Source organism: Stenotrophomonas sp. YJH_SMC_46 (assembly GCF_059370315.1).
In genome coordinates this window covers 176,353-191,908 of the sequence record NZ_JCAFTO010000001.1, presented here as the reverse complement: position 1 = coordinate 191,908, position 15,556 = coordinate 176,353, and the positions used below count along the sequence as shown (strand labels likewise).

The following is a 15,556-nucleotide window of genomic DNA, read 5'->3' as shown; positions in this document are numbered from 1 at the left end:
GGCGTGATGGTGCCGATGAATCCCGGTCCGCGCGGTTATCGCATGCGCCTTCAGGCGCGTGCGTGATTGGCATCACATTAAGTTGACTTAATGCCGGGGCGGATTATCCGCCGTCGCGGAACTGCGTATTCATCCGCTTTTGGGGAGGGCCATGTACTTTTGATTCCTTCACGTTCGCCGTCCCAGCCATTGGCGCAGTTTTGGAGAAGCAGAACCGCCTCGTCGGGGCGTAACGTAGGCGCACTTGAGAGGAGGTGCTGCATGTCAGATATGGTGAACACGGTCGGCCTGTATGTGCGCGACCAGGATGAGGCGCTGGCGTTCTACGTCGGCAAGCTCGGTTTCGAAGTGCATACCGACGTGCGCAATGGCAGCTACCGCTGGCTGACGGTACGCAGCCCAGGCCAGGACGGTTTCCAGCTGGGCCTGTTCGTGCCGGGTCCGCCCACCCACGATGCGGCCACCGCGCTTTCGCTGCAGCAGCTGGTGGCCAAAGGCGCAATGCCGCCCCTGGTGCTGGCTGTGGATGACTGCCAGGCGCGTTACACGCAGTGGTTGGCACAGGGCGTGGAATTCACCCAGGAGCCGATCGAGCGCTTTGGCGCCGTCGACGCCGGATTCCGCGATCCATCGGGCAATGGCTGGAAGATGATCGAAGCCCGTTCCGAAGCGAGGCGCCGGCAATGAGCTGCGGTGGCTGGGCACGGCCCGTGCATCGTTGGACCTCGATCGTGTTCACCCTGGCGGTGATCGCCAACTTCGTGGTGCGCGGGCTGGGGCACGGCGAGCCTGCGGCGTGGATCACCTATTCGCCGCTGCCGCCGTTGTTCCTGCAGCTGTTCACCGGGTTGTACCTGTTTGCGCTGCACTACAGCGGCAGGTGCCGCAGCGCCGGGCAGGGCGCTGCGGGTTGACGCCGGGTCAGGCGGCAGCGTCGGCGGTGTAGGCCGCCAGCAGTGCGGGAAGATCTTCCATGCGCTGGAAGATCACCTGGGCACCGGCCGCGCGCAGAGCCTCGGGCGTGCTGTGGTGCGGGCCGCCCTCGCTGAAGCCGAACACGGTGGCACCTGCGGCCACACCGGCGGTCGCACCGGTCACGGTGTCTTCAATGACCGCGCAGCGCTTCGGATCCACACCCAGCGCGGCAGCGGCCGCCAGGTAGACGTCCGGGTGCGGCTTGGTGTTCGGCATGTCCTGGCCGCTGTAGACGTGGTCGCCGAAGGCATCGAGGATGCCGACCTTGCCCAGCTGCAGTTTCACCTTTAGCAGATCGGCGCCGGAGGCGCAGGCGATCCGCCCACCGGTGGCCGCAGCGATCGCACGCACGGCCTCGGGTGCCCCCTGGATCGCTTCCAGGTCACGTTCCAGTGCCTGGTTGCGCTGCTGGCGGAACTCCTCCAGCCATTCCTCGGTGAACGGCTTGCCGGTGCGCTCTGCGATCAGCCCTGCCAGATGGGCCACGGACTGCCCGAGGAAGACTTCACCCGCCTGCGCCGGGGTCAGCGGCCAGCCGCGTGCGGTCAGCATTTCCGAGAGAACGCGGGCGACCAGCGGCTCGGAATCGACGAGTACGCCGTCGCAGTCGAACAGCACGGCATCGAAGGGGAAACGGGACATCTACAGCTCCAGGGGGCAATGCGGTGGTGCAATTGCCCGCCATTTTCCCACAGCCATCCTTGCGTGGCACCCGGACCGGGTGCCACCCATTCCCGGCCGGCCGGTCAGCCCAGGTCACACCCCGCCGGCTGCGGCCAGGTGCTGGCCGGCAGCTTGTTCTTCAGCGAGGCCGGTGCGTTGATCGCGACGTAGCTCGCACCCAGCAGCTCCTCCAGATCGGCGATGGTCACCAGATAGCTGTCGAGGCTGCCCAGATTGGCTTCGTTGGGAATGATCCAGCTGATCGCCTTGGCGGTGCCGGTGTTCGGGTCACGGGTGATGATGGTCTTCCAGAAGAACTCCGGCGTCGGGATGCCGTGGCTGGAAAGGAAGTAGTCGTTGGAGGCGTCGCCGTAGACCACGCCACCATAGACATCCACCGGCGCGATGTCGCGGTAGCACTCGGCCACGTTCTCTGCCTTCACCCAGATGCCCTGGTTGAAGCTGGACACCTGCGGAACGATGTTGGTCATGTAGTTGGCGCGGCGGATGTAGGTCGCGTTGTAGTCCATGTGATTGGACGTGACGAGATGGCCACGGTCGTAGCCGGACTTGATGCTGGCGTAGGAGGCGGTGCTGGTCTGGCCGAGGCAGCCTGCCGGCAGGTCCGGATCCTTGTAGAAGCTGGACGGGCGCGCGGCCGAGCCGGTGTCGGCGGTGAGCGTGTACTCGTAGCGGGTGGCGCTGTGGATGCTGCAGTCGTAGGTGAGCACGAAGCCGCCCTTGTTGAGGGTGACGACCTGGGCCTGGGCAGCGCCAGCGAAGGCACTGAGGACGAACGCGAAGAAGAGGCTTGCAAGGCGCATTGCGGTTCTCCAGCAGAAGTTCAGGGCGCAGCCGTCCGCCACGACCGGGCCGAGGCGAGGTCATGGGGGACGTTGCGGAGACGGGTGCTACGGATTGCGGTGAGACGTGACCGCGATGACAGGGCCGTGGAGGCCGTGCGGTGTCGTAAGCGTCACAAGCTGTCGTCTTTCGGTCAACGATGAAAGGACGAAGCTGTGACAGCGCGCAAGCACTGGAGATGTGTCAAATGGAGCAGGACGTGGCTGAAACGCTCGCGTGCTAGAGCATCGCGATGCCTGCGGGTGTTGTCAGGGGGTCGCCTTCAACACGTAATCGCCGTTGCGTGTTCCCGGCACCAGTAACCATCCTGGTTTCAGACTCAGCGACCACCCTGGACCCTGTAGCGGCGGGTGGGCAGTTGCGGGTGCCTGCACGAACACGGCCTTCCAGTCGCTCTGCATCAACGCTCCGTCGGTGACGTCCAGGCTGCCCCAGGTGTCGGTCAGCCGCATCGTTGGATATACCGTGCCGCGGCCCGGCAACGACTGCATCGTGTTGGGATTGAACTGGATGCGCATGCTGCGCAGATCCAGCCGCACGACCGGGCCTGTCACGAAGCGCGCACGGTTGTGTTCCAGCTGCGCAATGCGCTGCCGTTCGCGCAGCATTTCGGCCGCAGTGCCCGTCCGCCGTAGCGCGCAGCAGCGGCCCGCAGCTCGGTCGCACCCCGCTGCATCGGGGTCCGGGTCACTTCGGCCAGATGCGTGCCGAGGTCCCGGGCGGGGTGGGCGAGATGGTTGCGCCAGCCGGGGGCCGCCTGGTCCAACAGCAGGCCATAGGCCGGACCGGTGGCATAGGCGAAAGAGCGGACGAAACTGCGATCGGCAACGTGCGCGCGAAGGTCATGCAGCGCCGCCTGGATACGTGTGGAGCGCGTTGGGTTGCCGACGAACACGCCGGTGTACTCGGCCAGGCCCTCGTTCAATTCCAGCGCCGCTTCTTCCTGCGCTGCCGCAGGGAACTGGCGGTGGCGCTCGGCGCGGAATGCGAGTGCGTCGTTCACCGCAGTGTGCTGCGCCATTGCATCGGTGGCCGTGAGCGCATCCGCAAGCGCGCGCCATTCCAGCTGCAGCCAGTAGCGTCCTTCAAGTGTGTCGAGGTGCTCGTTGCCGCCTTCGGTCGGCGCGGTGATGGGCAACGCCGGTTGCAACCGATGGAACATTTCGTGAGCCAGCAGCGTACTGCGCCTGGACACGTCCTGCGGCAATGGCCAGAGCAGTTGCGTCCAGCGTATGCCGGACCATTCCACGGCGGTGTTGGCAACGATCGCATCGGGCGGAAGCTGGCCCACGAACACCTCGCCACGCACCTTCAACGCGCCGTGTACATCCGCATGCGAGGCGGTGACCTGGCGGCTCTTCGGATCGACCAGCATCATCGGCCCGCACAGGGATTGCCCCCACAGCTGGCCGCCATCGACCTGGCACAGATGCCGTGCTTCGATGAAGATTCCGCGCGCGTCGGCGTCTGCGATCGGTGATTCAGCGGACCATGCCGGTCCTGCTGCACAGGCAACACCGGCAATCAGTGCAGTGCGGAAAATATCCATGGCATCCGTGCGTTGATGGGCGCAGGCAGTCATAGCACTGGACACCGTTGCCCTTCAACGACGGGCAACGAACGCGTTGCCGCTTCGGCGGCCGGGGCCATGGCTACGCCATGCAGGCGCGCATCCATACTTTCGCGTACTGATCTCTGTCTTGCCGCTGCCACGAAAAACTGTGCGCCGCGTCAAATTTTGAGGTAGTGTCGATTCTGCTGCCGGGGCGCAGCGGGGTGCAAGGCGTCGGGGACTACGCGCCGCACCCGCAATTGAAGCACCAGACATCACAGCGCCGGCGTTGACGCCGGCGTGCATCTCGGGCTTTCAATGAAAAGGGGGTATTCGATGCGCAATGCATGGATCAAACGAAGCAAATGGGTTGCACTGACCCTGGTGGCGGGTGCCGCACTGGCCGCCGCTGCCGTGGGCATACGCAGTACCGGTGCCCAGTCAAAGACCGGCAATCCCTCGGTGGACGCGCGCGCCGGCAATCCGTCCGGGCCTGCGGCACGCGGTCCGGGTAGCGGCTTCGCCGAGCTCTCCAACCGCTATATCGTGGTCTACCGCGAGGAGCCGCTGGCCACCTACAAGGGCGACATCCAGGGCCTCGCGGCACCGGAACGCATGCGCCCATCCGCCAGCGCCGCGCGTGCAGCGGCAGCCACCGGCAATGCGCCGACACCGCGCATCGCTGTAAAGGGGGCACGCTCGCAGGACTATGTGCGCTTCCTCGCTGACCGCCAGGTACAGCACGAGGCCCGCATCAATGCAGCATTGGGTCGCAGCGTAAAGGTCGAACGGCGCATGCAGCATGCGATCAACGCATCGGTGCTGCAGATGAATCCGCAGGAAGCGGAGCGCGTGCGCGCACTTCCCGATGTGCAGCTGGTTGAAGAGTACAGGGAGTATGAGCAGGACACCGACGTCGGACCGGGGTTGATCGGCGCACCTGCGCTGTGGAACGGCACACCTGCGCCGTTCCGTGGCGAAGGTGTGGTGGTCGGCGTCATCGACTCGGGCATCAACTTCGGCAGCCCGGCCTTCACCGCCCGCGCCGAAGATGGTTACGAGCACGTCAATCCGCTGGGCGCAGGCAACTACCTCGGCACCTGCGCGCCGGGCGGCATCGACGAAGGTCGCTGCAACAGCAAGCTGATCGGCGGCTACGACTTCGTCTGCGGTGCGCCGGGCAACCAGTGTGGCGTTGCGGACGTACGCGAGGAGCCTGGATTTGGTGACACCAACGGTCATGGCAGCCATACCGCTTCCACCGCCGCCGGCAACCCGCACACTGCGTCCTACCGTGGCAACCAGATCCACATTTCCGGTGTTGCGCCGCGCGCCAACATCATCGCCTACGACGCCTGCTACACCGAGGTCTCCACCGGGCGCGGCTTCTGCCCGAACACCTCGACGCTGGCAGCGGTCAACCAGGCCCTCGCCGATGGCGTGGTCGACGTCATCAATTACTCCATTGCCGGTGGCACCGCGCCGTGGGGAGAGGCGGTCTCGCTGGCGTTCCTCAACGCATCCGATGCCGGCATCTACGTGGCCACTTCGGCCGGCAACTCCGGCCCAGGTCCGAACACGATGGGCCATCTGGAACCCTGGACCGGCAGCACTGCGGCGGCCACGCATGGCCGCGGCGACATCGTGCTGTTCGCTGCGGTCAGCGGCCCCGGCAGCGTGCCGCCGGCGCTCACTGCCATCCTGCTGACCGAAGGCTCGGGCGGCGTGCCGTTCGCAACGCCGATTCCTGCAACCACGCCGCTGCGTGTCAGTGCAGGCATCGACAGTGCCAACGATGGGTGCGCGCCGTTCCCGGCCAATACCTTCCAGGGCGCCGTTGCGGTGATCCGCCGTGGCTCGTGCAACTTCAGCGACAAGGTCAACAACGCCGCTGCAGCGGGTGCGATCGCCGTGCTGATCGGCAACAACCAGCCGGTCCCCATCCTGCCCAACGTGGCCGGGGCGACCATTCCCGCCTTCGCCATCGACCAGTCGGACGCCAATGCACTGCGGACCTTTGCGTCGAGCGTTGGCAACAACGCAACCGCCGGCATTGCCTATCCGGCCAGCAAGATCAGCAATACGCCGGATGTGCTGGGCGACTTCAGTTCGCGCGGCCCGGCCGGGATCTTTGATCTGGTCAAGCCGGACGTGACCGCCCCGGGTGTACGTGTGCTGGCCGTGATCGCAGGCAATGAGGTGACCGGCTCGGAGAACGCCGTCGGCCTGATGGACGGCACCTCGATGGCATCACCACATCACGCCGGTGCCGCCGCGCTCCTGCGCCAGGCGCGTCCTGACTGGACCGTGCAGGAGACACGCTCGGCGTTGATGATGACCGCGCGGCAGGAGGTGCTGAAGGAAGATGGCGTCACACCGGCCGACGCATTCGCGATGGGCGCTGGACGCATCCAGGTGGACCAGGCACTGCGCGCAGGGCTGGTGCTCAACGAGACCAAGACCAACTTCCTGGCCGCCAATCCAGCCAATGGGGGTGAAGTGTCGTCGCTCAACATCGCCAGCCTCGGCAAGCGCAGCTGCGCGGACAGCTGCAGCTTCACCCGCGTGTTCCGCAATGTGCTGCCGACCCGGCAGACGTGGACGGCAAAGGTGCAGGGCCTGACCGCGGTTGTCTCGCCATCGGTGTTTACCCTGGCGCCGGGTGAAAGCAAGTCGGTGCGGGTCATCGTCACCACCGGTTCGGTACCGAACGATGGCAGCTGGCGCTTTGCCAGGCTCACCCTCTCACCGCAGGGCGGTGATACCAGCCAGCCGCTGCTGCGCCTGCCGATCGCCGTGTCGGTGCCGCCGCCGCAGATCGCCGCCACGCCGCCGACGAACTCGCTGACCCTGCCGGCCGGTGGCAGTGGAACGGTGAACCTGCAGATCGCCAATACCGGCGGCTCACCGCTGGAATGGCAGATCGACAATTCCGGAGTGGGCACCCGCATGCTGGTAGCGCAGGCGCCAAACAACGCCAATGGCCGTCGCTCGACGCGCTTCACCGATGCGGCGACAGTGGGTGCACGTGCACAGCTTGGTGCCGATGACTTCACTCTGGGCGAGGCCACCGGCATTACCCGCATCGTCGCTGACGGCTTCGTCAACGGTGGCTCGCTGGCAACTTCGACCAACATCAACTGGTCGATCTACCGGGATGTTGGCGGCAATCCGGAGGGCAATCCGGAATCGAGCCCCCAGCTGGCGCTGTGGAGCTACACCTCCACCGTCAGCGGTCCGGGCGTAAGAACGTCGGCCACGCTTGCCACCATCAACCTTGACCTGGCCGCTGCAGGCCAGAACGTGAACCTGCCGGCAGGCCGCTACTGGCTGGTGGTCTCGGTGCGCGCGCCGCTGGCTACCAGCTGGTTCTGGTTCAACGCCACCAGCGGCGACAGCGTGTACCGCAGCGCGATCATCAATCCCGATGGCAGCGGTGCCTGGTCCGCCACCGCCGGCGCGCCTGGGCTGGCCTATGGGCTGGGCGGAAGCAATGCGTGCGGCGCCGGCTGGATCGGCACACCGACCCGTGCCCTGGGCCGCATCTCCGCAGGCGGCAGCCAGAGCACGCAGGTGCAGATCAATGCCAGCGGCCTCGCGCCGGGCAGCTATTCGGGCTTCGTCTGTGTCGGCAGCAATGACCCGAGCACGCCGAAGACTGCTGTCCGTGTCGCCTTGACCGTAACGCCGTAAGGCGCCAGCAGCATCCCGGCCGCCCCTGTGCAGGGGCGGCCGGTTTCCCACCGTTTCCGGCGCTTGCCGGGAACCCTTCCTGATGGACCTCGGGGGTACCGTGAAGACGATGCACAAGCACATCCTTGCCGTGGCACTGGCCATGGCAACCGCACCGGCGTGGGCCGGTGATACCTGCCAGCTGGACGATGGCTTCGGCGGCGTGTCCAACGGTGGCGCCAGCGCCGGTGGTGCCGCCTCGCTGGCGTGCGGCAGTGGTGCCGATGCCAGCGGTGATCTATCGGCGGCCGTCGGAACCGGCGCCAGTGCCAGCGGCACCGGCAGTACGGCGATCGGCGCAGCCAGCAGCGCCTCCGGCGACCAGAGCGCCGCCGTGGGCGTAGGTGCTTCCGCCTCCGGCGCCAACAGTGCGGCGATCGGCGACAGCGCCACCGCCAGTGGTGACTTCAGCAGTGCCAGTGGCTCGGGCAGCTCCGCAACGGGCTCGTTCTCCACCGCGTCAGGCGCTGGCAGCAACGCCACGGGCGAAAACAGCACCGCGCTCGGCAGCTTGTCCGAAGCCAGTGGCAACAACAGCAGTGCCGTGGGCAATGGTGCCATCGCTTCTGCAAACGACAGCGTTGCACTGGGCAATGGCTCCGTCGCCGACCGTGCCAACTCGGTATCGGTAGGCAGCGCCGGCAACGAACGCCAGTTGACCAACGTGGCCGCCGCCACGCAGGGCACCGATGCGGTGAACCTCAATCAGATGAATACCGCCAACGCCAATACGCTGACTTCGGCCAACAGCTATGCCGATGCGCGGGCCACGGCGACCATCAACTCCGTCAACGCCTACACCGACGCGAGCAGCGCCGCGGCAGTGACGACCTCAAAGGCCTATACCGATGCCAGTAGCGCAACCACGCTCTCCTCGGCCAACTCCTATACCGATACGAAGTCCGCGCAGGCGGTGACGACGGCCAATGCCTACACCGACCAGCGCCTGGCGCAGTTCGCGCTGGACAACAACGGGCTGAAGCAGGAGATGGAACGCCGCCTGCGTCATCAGGACCAGCGGATCGACCGCATGGGCGCGATGAGCTCGGCGATGTTGAACATGGCCATCAACGCCGCCGGCTCACAGAGCCCGCGCGGTCGCATTGCGGTGGGTGCCGGCTTCCAGGGTGGCGAGCAGGCGCTGTCGATCGGATACGGTAAACGGATCGGCGAGCGTGCTTCCTTCTCGCTGGGTGGTGCCTTCAGCAATGGCGAGAGGTCTGCCGGCATGGGCTTCGGCGTAGACCTGTAAGGCAATGCAGGGCAGGGGGCGTGCAGCGCCCCCTGTTCAGCCAACAAGCGCTGCGAGCGTGCAGCAAACGTCATGCTGCGTCGCAAGGTGCCACTCACCATTCGCACTGGTACGGTCCAACCCGTTGCACCACCACCGACGGGGAGAGACGACGATGCGCAAGGTATTGCTGCTGTTGATCCTGCTGACCGGCCTGGCGCCCACTGCCTGGGCCGCGACGGTCAAGACCACCCATCGCACCATTGCCGGCTGGGATGGAACGCCTCTCGGGGCCTTCGTCATCGAACCGCAGGATGCGGGCGGCGGGCGCTATCCGCTGCTGGTGATGCCCAGCAGCTGGGCGGTGCCCAGCGTGGAGTACGTGGGGGTGGCGCAGTCGCTGGCACAGCGCGGCTATGTGGTGATCAGCTACAGCTCGCGTGGCTTCTGGGAATCCGGCGGCAGCATCGACATCGCCGGGCCCTCCACGGTGGAGGATGTCAGCGCGCTGATCGACTGGGCGCTGGACAACACCCGCGCTGACCCGGACCGGATCGGCGTTTCGGGCATCTCCTACGGTGCGGGCACGAGCCTGCTGGCGGCGGCACGCGATCCGCGCATCAAGGCCGTGGCCGCGCTCAGTGGCTGGGCCGATCTGCAGGCGTCGCTGTACAGCAACGACACCCCGAGCGCGCAGGGCATCGCACTGCTGGTTGCGGCCGGCCTGGTGACCGGACGCCCTGGCGCGGAGCTGGCCACGATCAACCGCAATGTTCTGGCGGGCAACTACCAGGGCGCGGTGGATTCGCTGTTGCCGGTGGCGGCGCAGCGCAGTCCCGCGGCCAGCATCGACGAGATCAACGCCAACCAGCCGGCGGTGTTCCTGGCCAACGCCTTCAACGACAGCCTGTTCCCGCCGGGCCAGCTGGTTGATTTCTTCAACCGGCTGAAAGGCCCGAAGCAGCTGCAGCTGCGCCACGGTGACCACGCGCTCAACGAAGCGCTCGGTGCACTGGGCATTCCCAACGAAGTCTATGACCAGGTGGGTGACTGGTTCGATCACTATCTGAAGGCAGTGGCCAACGGCATCGACCGCCAGCCGGCGGTGCAGCTGAAGTCACAGAAGGGCAGCTGGAGCAGTTACCCGGACTGGCAGGCGACCAGCAAGGGTGCGGTCAGCTACGGCCTGACCGCACCCTCTGGTTTGCTGCTGCCGACCGGCGGCCTGGCCGAGCACGGTGGCGGCACCGGCTGGAACTACCGCATCGGCAGCGGTTTGCTGACTGCGGCCAATTCCGGCGTGGCGATGGCCTCCGGCGCGCTGCAGATGATCAACCTGCCGCCGGGTGCCTACGTACCGTTTGTTGGCCGCAGTGCCGCCGGTGTCTGGCAGGGGCCGATCCAGTGGAGCGCCAAACGCCTGGACGGTGCGCCGGAAGTGCGCCTGACGGTCACGCCCAGCCGTGCCAACACCACGCTGTACGCCTACCTGTACGCCGAGGATGTGCTGGGCAATGGTCAGTTGATCAGCCACAAGCCGTACACCTTGCGCGGTGCCACGCCGGGCCAGGCGAAAACGCTCGACCTGCGGCTGGAAGCGAGCAGCTGGAACCTTCCAGCCGGCAGCCGCCTGACCTTGGTGGTCGATACCGTGGACCTGCGCTATGCGGGCATCAGCCAGCTGGGTGGGGCGGTGACCTTCACCTCGCCAGCCAATGCGCCGTCGGTGCTGAAAGTGCCGCTGCATTGATGTGCGGCCGCGCCCGTTGCGGCGGGCGCGGTACACCGGGCCGGAAAACTGCGAGACTCGTGTTTGTCCCGGCAAACGGATGAATCCATGGTCATTGCATGGCTGCTGCTCGGTGCGGTGCTCGCGGCACCCACCGCGAAAGGTGCGCCGATCGATTGGCCGGACACGCTGTTGAAGGATCTGGACGCTGCCGACGCCGCCCTGCGTGGCAGTCATCCGGGCGCAGTGGATCTGCGGAATCCCGGGTTCGGCGCGCAGCTCGACGAGGCCCAGGCGCTTGCACGTTCGCGTGCAGGTCGGGTCACCAACTACCAGGGCTACTGGTGGGCGATGAAAGGCTATGCGGCGTTCTTCAACGATGGGCATGTCAGCCTCAACGCGCTTGCCGACGCTCCCGATGTTCCAACGCAGTGGCCCGGGTTCCTGACCGGTTTCGACGGCGATGCGCAGTTGGTCATGACCGTGGATGGTGGCCATGGCCATCCGCCACTTGGGGCGCGATTGCTGTCCTGTGATGGCATCGATGCACAGACGCTGGCTGCGCGCCGGATCGGGGACTTCAGCGGGCGCTGGAACCTGCAGGCCAGCCGCATCCACGGCGGTGGCGAAGTGCTGCTGGATCAGGGCAATCCGTTCGTGCCCACGCTGCGCACCTGCGTTTTCCAGGTGGATGGACACGAAAAATCCTACGCACTGCAGTGGCAGCCACTGCAGGCGGCACAGCGCAAGGAGCGTCTGGCCGACACCCGGCGCAGCTTCCGCCCGGCGAACGGCTGGCGCATCATGCCCGATGGCGGCTACTGGATCACCACCAGCAGCTTCAATGCCGACCCCACGGAGCAGAACTTCAAGGAACTGACCGCCCTGCTTGAGCAGCTTGCTCCGAAAGCCGAAGCACTGCAGCAGGCACCGTCGGTGGTGCTGGACGTGCGTGGCAACAGCGGCGGAGCTTCGCAATGGAGCATCGAACTGGCGCGATTGATCTGGGGCCGGGCCGCCGTGGACGTGCTGCCCGACCCCAGCTGGGTGGAGTGGCGGACCTCCGAGGCCAACATCGCCCAGTTGCGCAGCTTCCTGCAGAAGCTGGTGCAGGCGCCCGACGCGTCGCCAGAGCTGCGTCGCATGCTGGAGTCGGTGACGGCGGGCATGGCACAGGCACGCGGCCGGGGTGAGGCGTTGTGGCGCGAGCCGTCCGAGGCCAGCGCAGATACAGCACCAACCTCAGGCCCGGCCGCACCGCTGCGCAAGGGCAGGGTGGTGATCGTGGCTGATGCCGCCTGTGGTTCGGCCTGCCTGGATGCGCTGGACCTGTGGAAGCGGTTGGGCGCGGTGCAGGTGGGCGTCGAGACATCGGCCGACAGTCTCTACATGGACGTGCGGCCAGAGCGGCTGCCAAGCGGGCTGGCCAGGATTTCAGTGCCGATGAAGGTGTTCCGGGGGCGGGTGCGTGGTTCGAACGAACCGCACGTGCCCGAGCATCGCTATACCGGCGACATGCGGGACACCGCAGCACTTGAGGCGTGGATCTCCGGACGATGATCCCGTCCTGGTGGCGTACCGGTGAAGCAGTTCCGGCACATTAAACCTTTCCACCGGCAGCTGCATCCAACCCGCAATGAGCCCGGCAACCGCTGCTGCAGCTCTACTGAACGAAGGAGCCCTCGGATGTGCGAACTGCCTCGTACTGCGCTTCAATGCGCGATGTTGATCATGCTGGTGCCTTTCGCAGCAGGTGCTGCGGTCACCGAAGTACCCTTCGAGCTGGGCAAGGATCACCGGATCTACGTGGAGGGTACGATCAACGGCTCGCGACCACTGCGCTTTCTCGTCGATACAGGCGCGTCGGCCATGGCCGTTGACAGGCACATCCAGCAGGACGCGAAGCTGGTCATTGACGACCAGAGTGAGAACACCGGTTCCGATGGCGTCACGCTTCTCGACTACAGCACGCACAACGCCGTGCAAATCGGCGGCGTGCAGCGACCGATGGGGGCCGTGGTGATCGACTACACGGGGCGCCCCTTCGATGCAGTACTGGGCTGGACCTTCTTCCAGGGCAAGGTGCTGGAGATCGACTACGACCGCAGCCTGCTGCGCGTGCACGACGATGTTCCCGACCTTGCGGGGTATATCCGGGCCAACGTGCGCTGGATCGACAATATCCCAGCCATCCAGGTCACGCTCGGCAACGGCAGCAGCACTTTCGCACCCTGGCTTACCCTGGACACCGGCAGCAACGGCAACATCGACCTGTCCTACGCCTTCGGCAGCGCCCACCGCCTGCAGGAAGCGTTTCCGGAACGACTTGGAACATCACAGTTCAGCGGCAGCGCGGGCCGGAAGATCCGCGCGGTGGATGTGCGTGTGCCCGAGGCCAGCATTTCGACCCTGCAACTGAAAGGGCAGAAAGCCTCGATCACTGTCGATGATGAAGGCTCCACGGGCGACGGCACGCTTGGCAGCGAAGTACTGCAGCAGTTCAATATCCTGCTGGATGCCCGTTCCGGCAGCATCTATCTGCGCCCCAATCGTCGCTTCGTCACCGCGCCGGCGGAGTGATCACGCGCGCTCAGCGCCGGACATCCGCGCCTGCATTGCCCAGCAGAGCCAGCACCTGCGCCTCCGCTACCGGGCTGAAGTCGCCGGGAATGGCGTGCTTCAACGCGCCCGCGGCCAGTCCGAAGCGCACGGTGCTTTCTGCGTCTAGCCCGGACAGCAATCCGTGCAGGATGCCGGCGGCAAAGGCATCGCCACCGCCGACGCGATCAACGATGCCGGGCAGCGGCCTCGGAGCGGCCTGCGCGCGGGTTCCATCGCGCCCCAGCAGCAGCGCGCCGAGCACGTGATGGTCGGCGCTGATCACCTCGCGCTGGGTGCAGGCCAGCCACCGCAGGTGCGGGAACGCGGAAAAGGCAGCGGCCGCAGCGTCCTCGGTTCGGGCGACCGCATCGTCCTGCGGGAAGTGCAGCCCCAGCACCAGTTCGATGTCCCGATGATCGGCAAAGACAATGTCGGCCTCGGCGAAGACCTCGCGCAGGATCGCCGCTGCGTCGCCATCCCAGCGTCGCCACAGTGAGGGACGATAATTGCCGTCGAAGGACACCTGGACGCCGGCCGCGCGAGCCGCACGGATGGCACCCAGCACCGACTCGGCCACGTTGGCGCCCAGCGCCGGACTCACGCCCGAGACATGCAACAGGTGCGCGCCGGACAGCAGGGCGGGCCACGCATGGTCACTGGCATTGCTGTTTGCGAATGCAGAACCGGCCCGGTCATACACCACTTCACTGGCGCGCTGCACCGCACCGGTCGCCAGGAAGTACAGGCCCATGCGGTCACCCGCCACTTCACGCACGGCGGCCACGCCCACGCCATGCCGCCGCAGCTCGGCCACGGCATGCCGGCCCAGCGCGTTGCCGGGCACAGTGCTGGCCATCTGCACATCGTGGCCCAGGCTGGCCAGCGAGACCGCCACATTGGCCTCGGCACCTCCCACATGAACCTGCAGCTGCGGCGTCTGCAGCAGCAGTTCACGACCGGGCGCGCCCAGGCGCAGCAGCAACTCACCGAAACAAACGACGTGGCTCATCGGTTCTCTCTCACTCGGGGGTAGTGCAGCCCAGCATGCGCAGATCGATGGCATCGGCCATGCGCCGGTAGCCTTCGTCGTTGGGGTGCAGATGGTCGCGGGTGATCTCGTTGGGCAGCGATTCGGCTGCCTTCGGGTCACGCAGCACGGCATCGAAATCGATGATGCCATCGAAGCCGCTGTTGCCGCCGCGTGCCCACTGGTTGATCGTGGTGCGGGTGGCGGCGGACACGGGCTCGTAGCGCTCGGAACCGCCGAACGGGGTCAACGTACCCAGCCAAGCGCGGATGCCGTGCGCATGCAGCCGCGCCGCGACCTGTTGATAGCCCAGCAGCATGTCCGCCGCACTGCGTCCAGGCAGCGGCTGCGCGCCACCGCCGTGGCGGATGTCATTGATGCCTTCGAACAGGATCACCTGATCGGCATCGGCCACGGCGATCACATCGCGATCCAATCGAGACAGCGCACTGTGGCTGCGGCCATGGTCAAGCAGTTTGTTGCCGCTGATGCCCTGGTTGAGTACCACGAACCGGTTCGGGCAGGCCTGCTGCAGGCGCTGCGCCAATCGCTCCGGCCACTGGTTGAAGGTGCCGCGACGTGCGGTGGCGCCTTCCGTGATGGAATCGCCCAGCGCCACGATTACCTGGGGACGATCATCACGCTGCACCATCACTGCCGAGAACACGTTCTGCTGGTAGCTCAGCCGCACGCTGTCGGCGACGGCTGTCTGCCTGCCATCTGCGACCCGCAGCTCGGTGCGGCGCACGGCGGGGCGGGTGGGCTGCGGGAAATAGGCACTCACGCTGATCTCCTGCAGCGCTGCCACCGGCATCCGCACCGGGTCGCTCAGCAGCGCGGCTCCGACCGGCACCTCGATGACCGCGCGGCCATCCACCGTTACCGGCAGCGGTGCGGCCTTGCCGTTCTTCACTCCCACGCGCAGGTCCTCGACCCGCAGCGGCGCCGTGCCGAGCTCGTTGCTGATGCGCAGCCGCAGCGCATCGCCACGGCTGCCGACACGCATGTCCTGGCGCACGGTCTGCGCGGCGAACTGAACCGGCGCATCGGACGTTCCGTCCTTGCGGTCGGGCGCGGGCGCGGCCGTCCAGGCAGTGACCCACACGGGTGCGGCCCACGCAGCGGGCGCCGTCATGGCGGAGCAGAGCGTCAATGAAAACAGAAGTGTCCAGCGCTGCATGG

Annotated in this window: 11 protein-coding genes and 1 pseudogene; 7 read left to right on the top strand and 5 right to left on the bottom strand. The window is 66.5% G+C overall.

Features of this window, described 5'->3' with window-relative positions:
- Positions 1 to 261 precede the first annotated feature (261 nt).
- A complete protein-coding gene (locus AC5P8C_RS00910) occupies positions 262 to 687 on the top strand; it encodes a VOC family protein (protein WP_019659769.1) in 426 nt (141 codons plus the stop codon).
- Positions 684 to 914 carry a hypothetical protein gene (locus tag AC5P8C_RS00905; protein ID WP_495218221.1) on the top strand — a complete coding sequence of 77 codons (231 nt, stop codon included), beginning with the start codon at positions 684 to 686 and terminating at the stop codon, positions 912 to 914. Before AC5P8C_RS00910 ends, AC5P8C_RS00905 begins: the two co-directional genes overlap by 4 nt.
- Positions 915 to 921: 7 nt before the next feature.
- Here AC5P8C_RS00905 and AC5P8C_RS00900 read toward each other — a convergent pair whose 3' ends face one another.
- The 3 genes and pseudogenes from AC5P8C_RS00900 to AC5P8C_RS00890 form a co-directional block, all read right to left on the bottom strand.
- On the bottom strand, positions 922 to 1,617 hold the full coding sequence (locus AC5P8C_RS00900) for an HAD family hydrolase (protein WP_019659767.1): 696 nt from the start codon (positions 1,615 to 1,617) through the stop codon (positions 922 to 924).
- 104 nt (positions 1,618 to 1,721) lie between these two features.
- Complete coding sequence (locus AC5P8C_RS00895; RefSeq protein WP_019659766.1) at positions 1,722 to 2,462, bottom strand: DNA/RNA non-specific endonuclease; 741 nt, start codon at positions 2,460 to 2,462, stop codon at positions 1,722 to 1,724.
- Between the two features lie 288 nt (positions 2,463 to 2,750).
- Positions 2,751 to 4,051, bottom strand: a pseudogene (locus AC5P8C_RS00890) (hypothetical protein).
- Positions 4,052 to 4,390: 339 nt separating this feature from the next.
- On the opposite strand from AC5P8C_RS00890, the gene AC5P8C_RS00885 reads away from it, so the two are divergent.
- From AC5P8C_RS00885 to AC5P8C_RS00865, 5 genes are all read left to right on the top strand, one after another.
- The gene (locus AC5P8C_RS00885; RefSeq protein ID WP_019659764.1) at positions 4,391 to 7,747 is read left to right on the top strand and encodes a S8 family serine peptidase; all 3,357 of its coding nucleotides are present in this window, start codon (positions 4,391 to 4,393) and stop codon (positions 7,745 to 7,747) included.
- A 109-nt stretch (positions 7,748 to 7,856) separates the two neighbouring features.
- Positions 7,857 to 9,038 carry a YadA family autotransporter adhesin gene (locus tag AC5P8C_RS00880; RefSeq protein WP_227199427.1) on the top strand — a complete coding sequence of 394 codons (1,182 nt, stop codon included), beginning with the start codon at positions 7,857 to 7,859 and terminating at the stop codon, positions 9,036 to 9,038.
- Between the two features lie 154 nt (positions 9,039 to 9,192).
- Positions 9,193 to 10,767 (top strand): S15 peptidase family protein, encoded by a 1,575-nt coding sequence (locus tag AC5P8C_RS00875; RefSeq protein ID WP_019336523.1) that lies wholly within the window; start codon positions 9,193 to 9,195, stop codon positions 10,765 to 10,767.
- Between the two features lie 87 nt (positions 10,768 to 10,854).
- Positions 10,855 to 12,306, top strand: coding sequence for a S41 family peptidase (locus tag AC5P8C_RS00870; RefSeq protein WP_019659763.1), 1,452 nt, complete (start codon positions 10,855 to 10,857; stop codon positions 12,304 to 12,306).
- Positions 12,307 to 12,468: 162 nt separating this feature from the next.
- Complete coding sequence (locus tag AC5P8C_RS00865; protein ID WP_495218220.1) at positions 12,469 to 13,326, top strand: retropepsin-like aspartic protease; 858 nt, start codon at positions 12,469 to 12,471, stop codon at positions 13,324 to 13,326.
- A 10-nt stretch (positions 13,327 to 13,336) separates the two neighbouring features.
- Here the strand turns inward: AC5P8C_RS00865 and AC5P8C_RS00860 are convergent, their stop codons facing one another.
- Positions 13,337 to 14,356, bottom strand: coding sequence for a sugar kinase (locus tag AC5P8C_RS00860; protein WP_019659761.1), 1,020 nt, complete (start codon positions 14,354 to 14,356; stop codon positions 13,337 to 13,339).
- Positions 14,357 to 14,366: 10 nt separating this feature from the next.
- Positions 14,367 to 15,554, bottom strand: coding sequence for a GDSL-type esterase/lipase family protein (locus AC5P8C_RS00855; protein ID WP_026346994.1), 1,188 nt, complete (start codon positions 15,552 to 15,554; stop codon positions 14,367 to 14,369).
- Between the last annotated feature and the right edge of the window lie 2 nt (positions 15,555 to 15,556).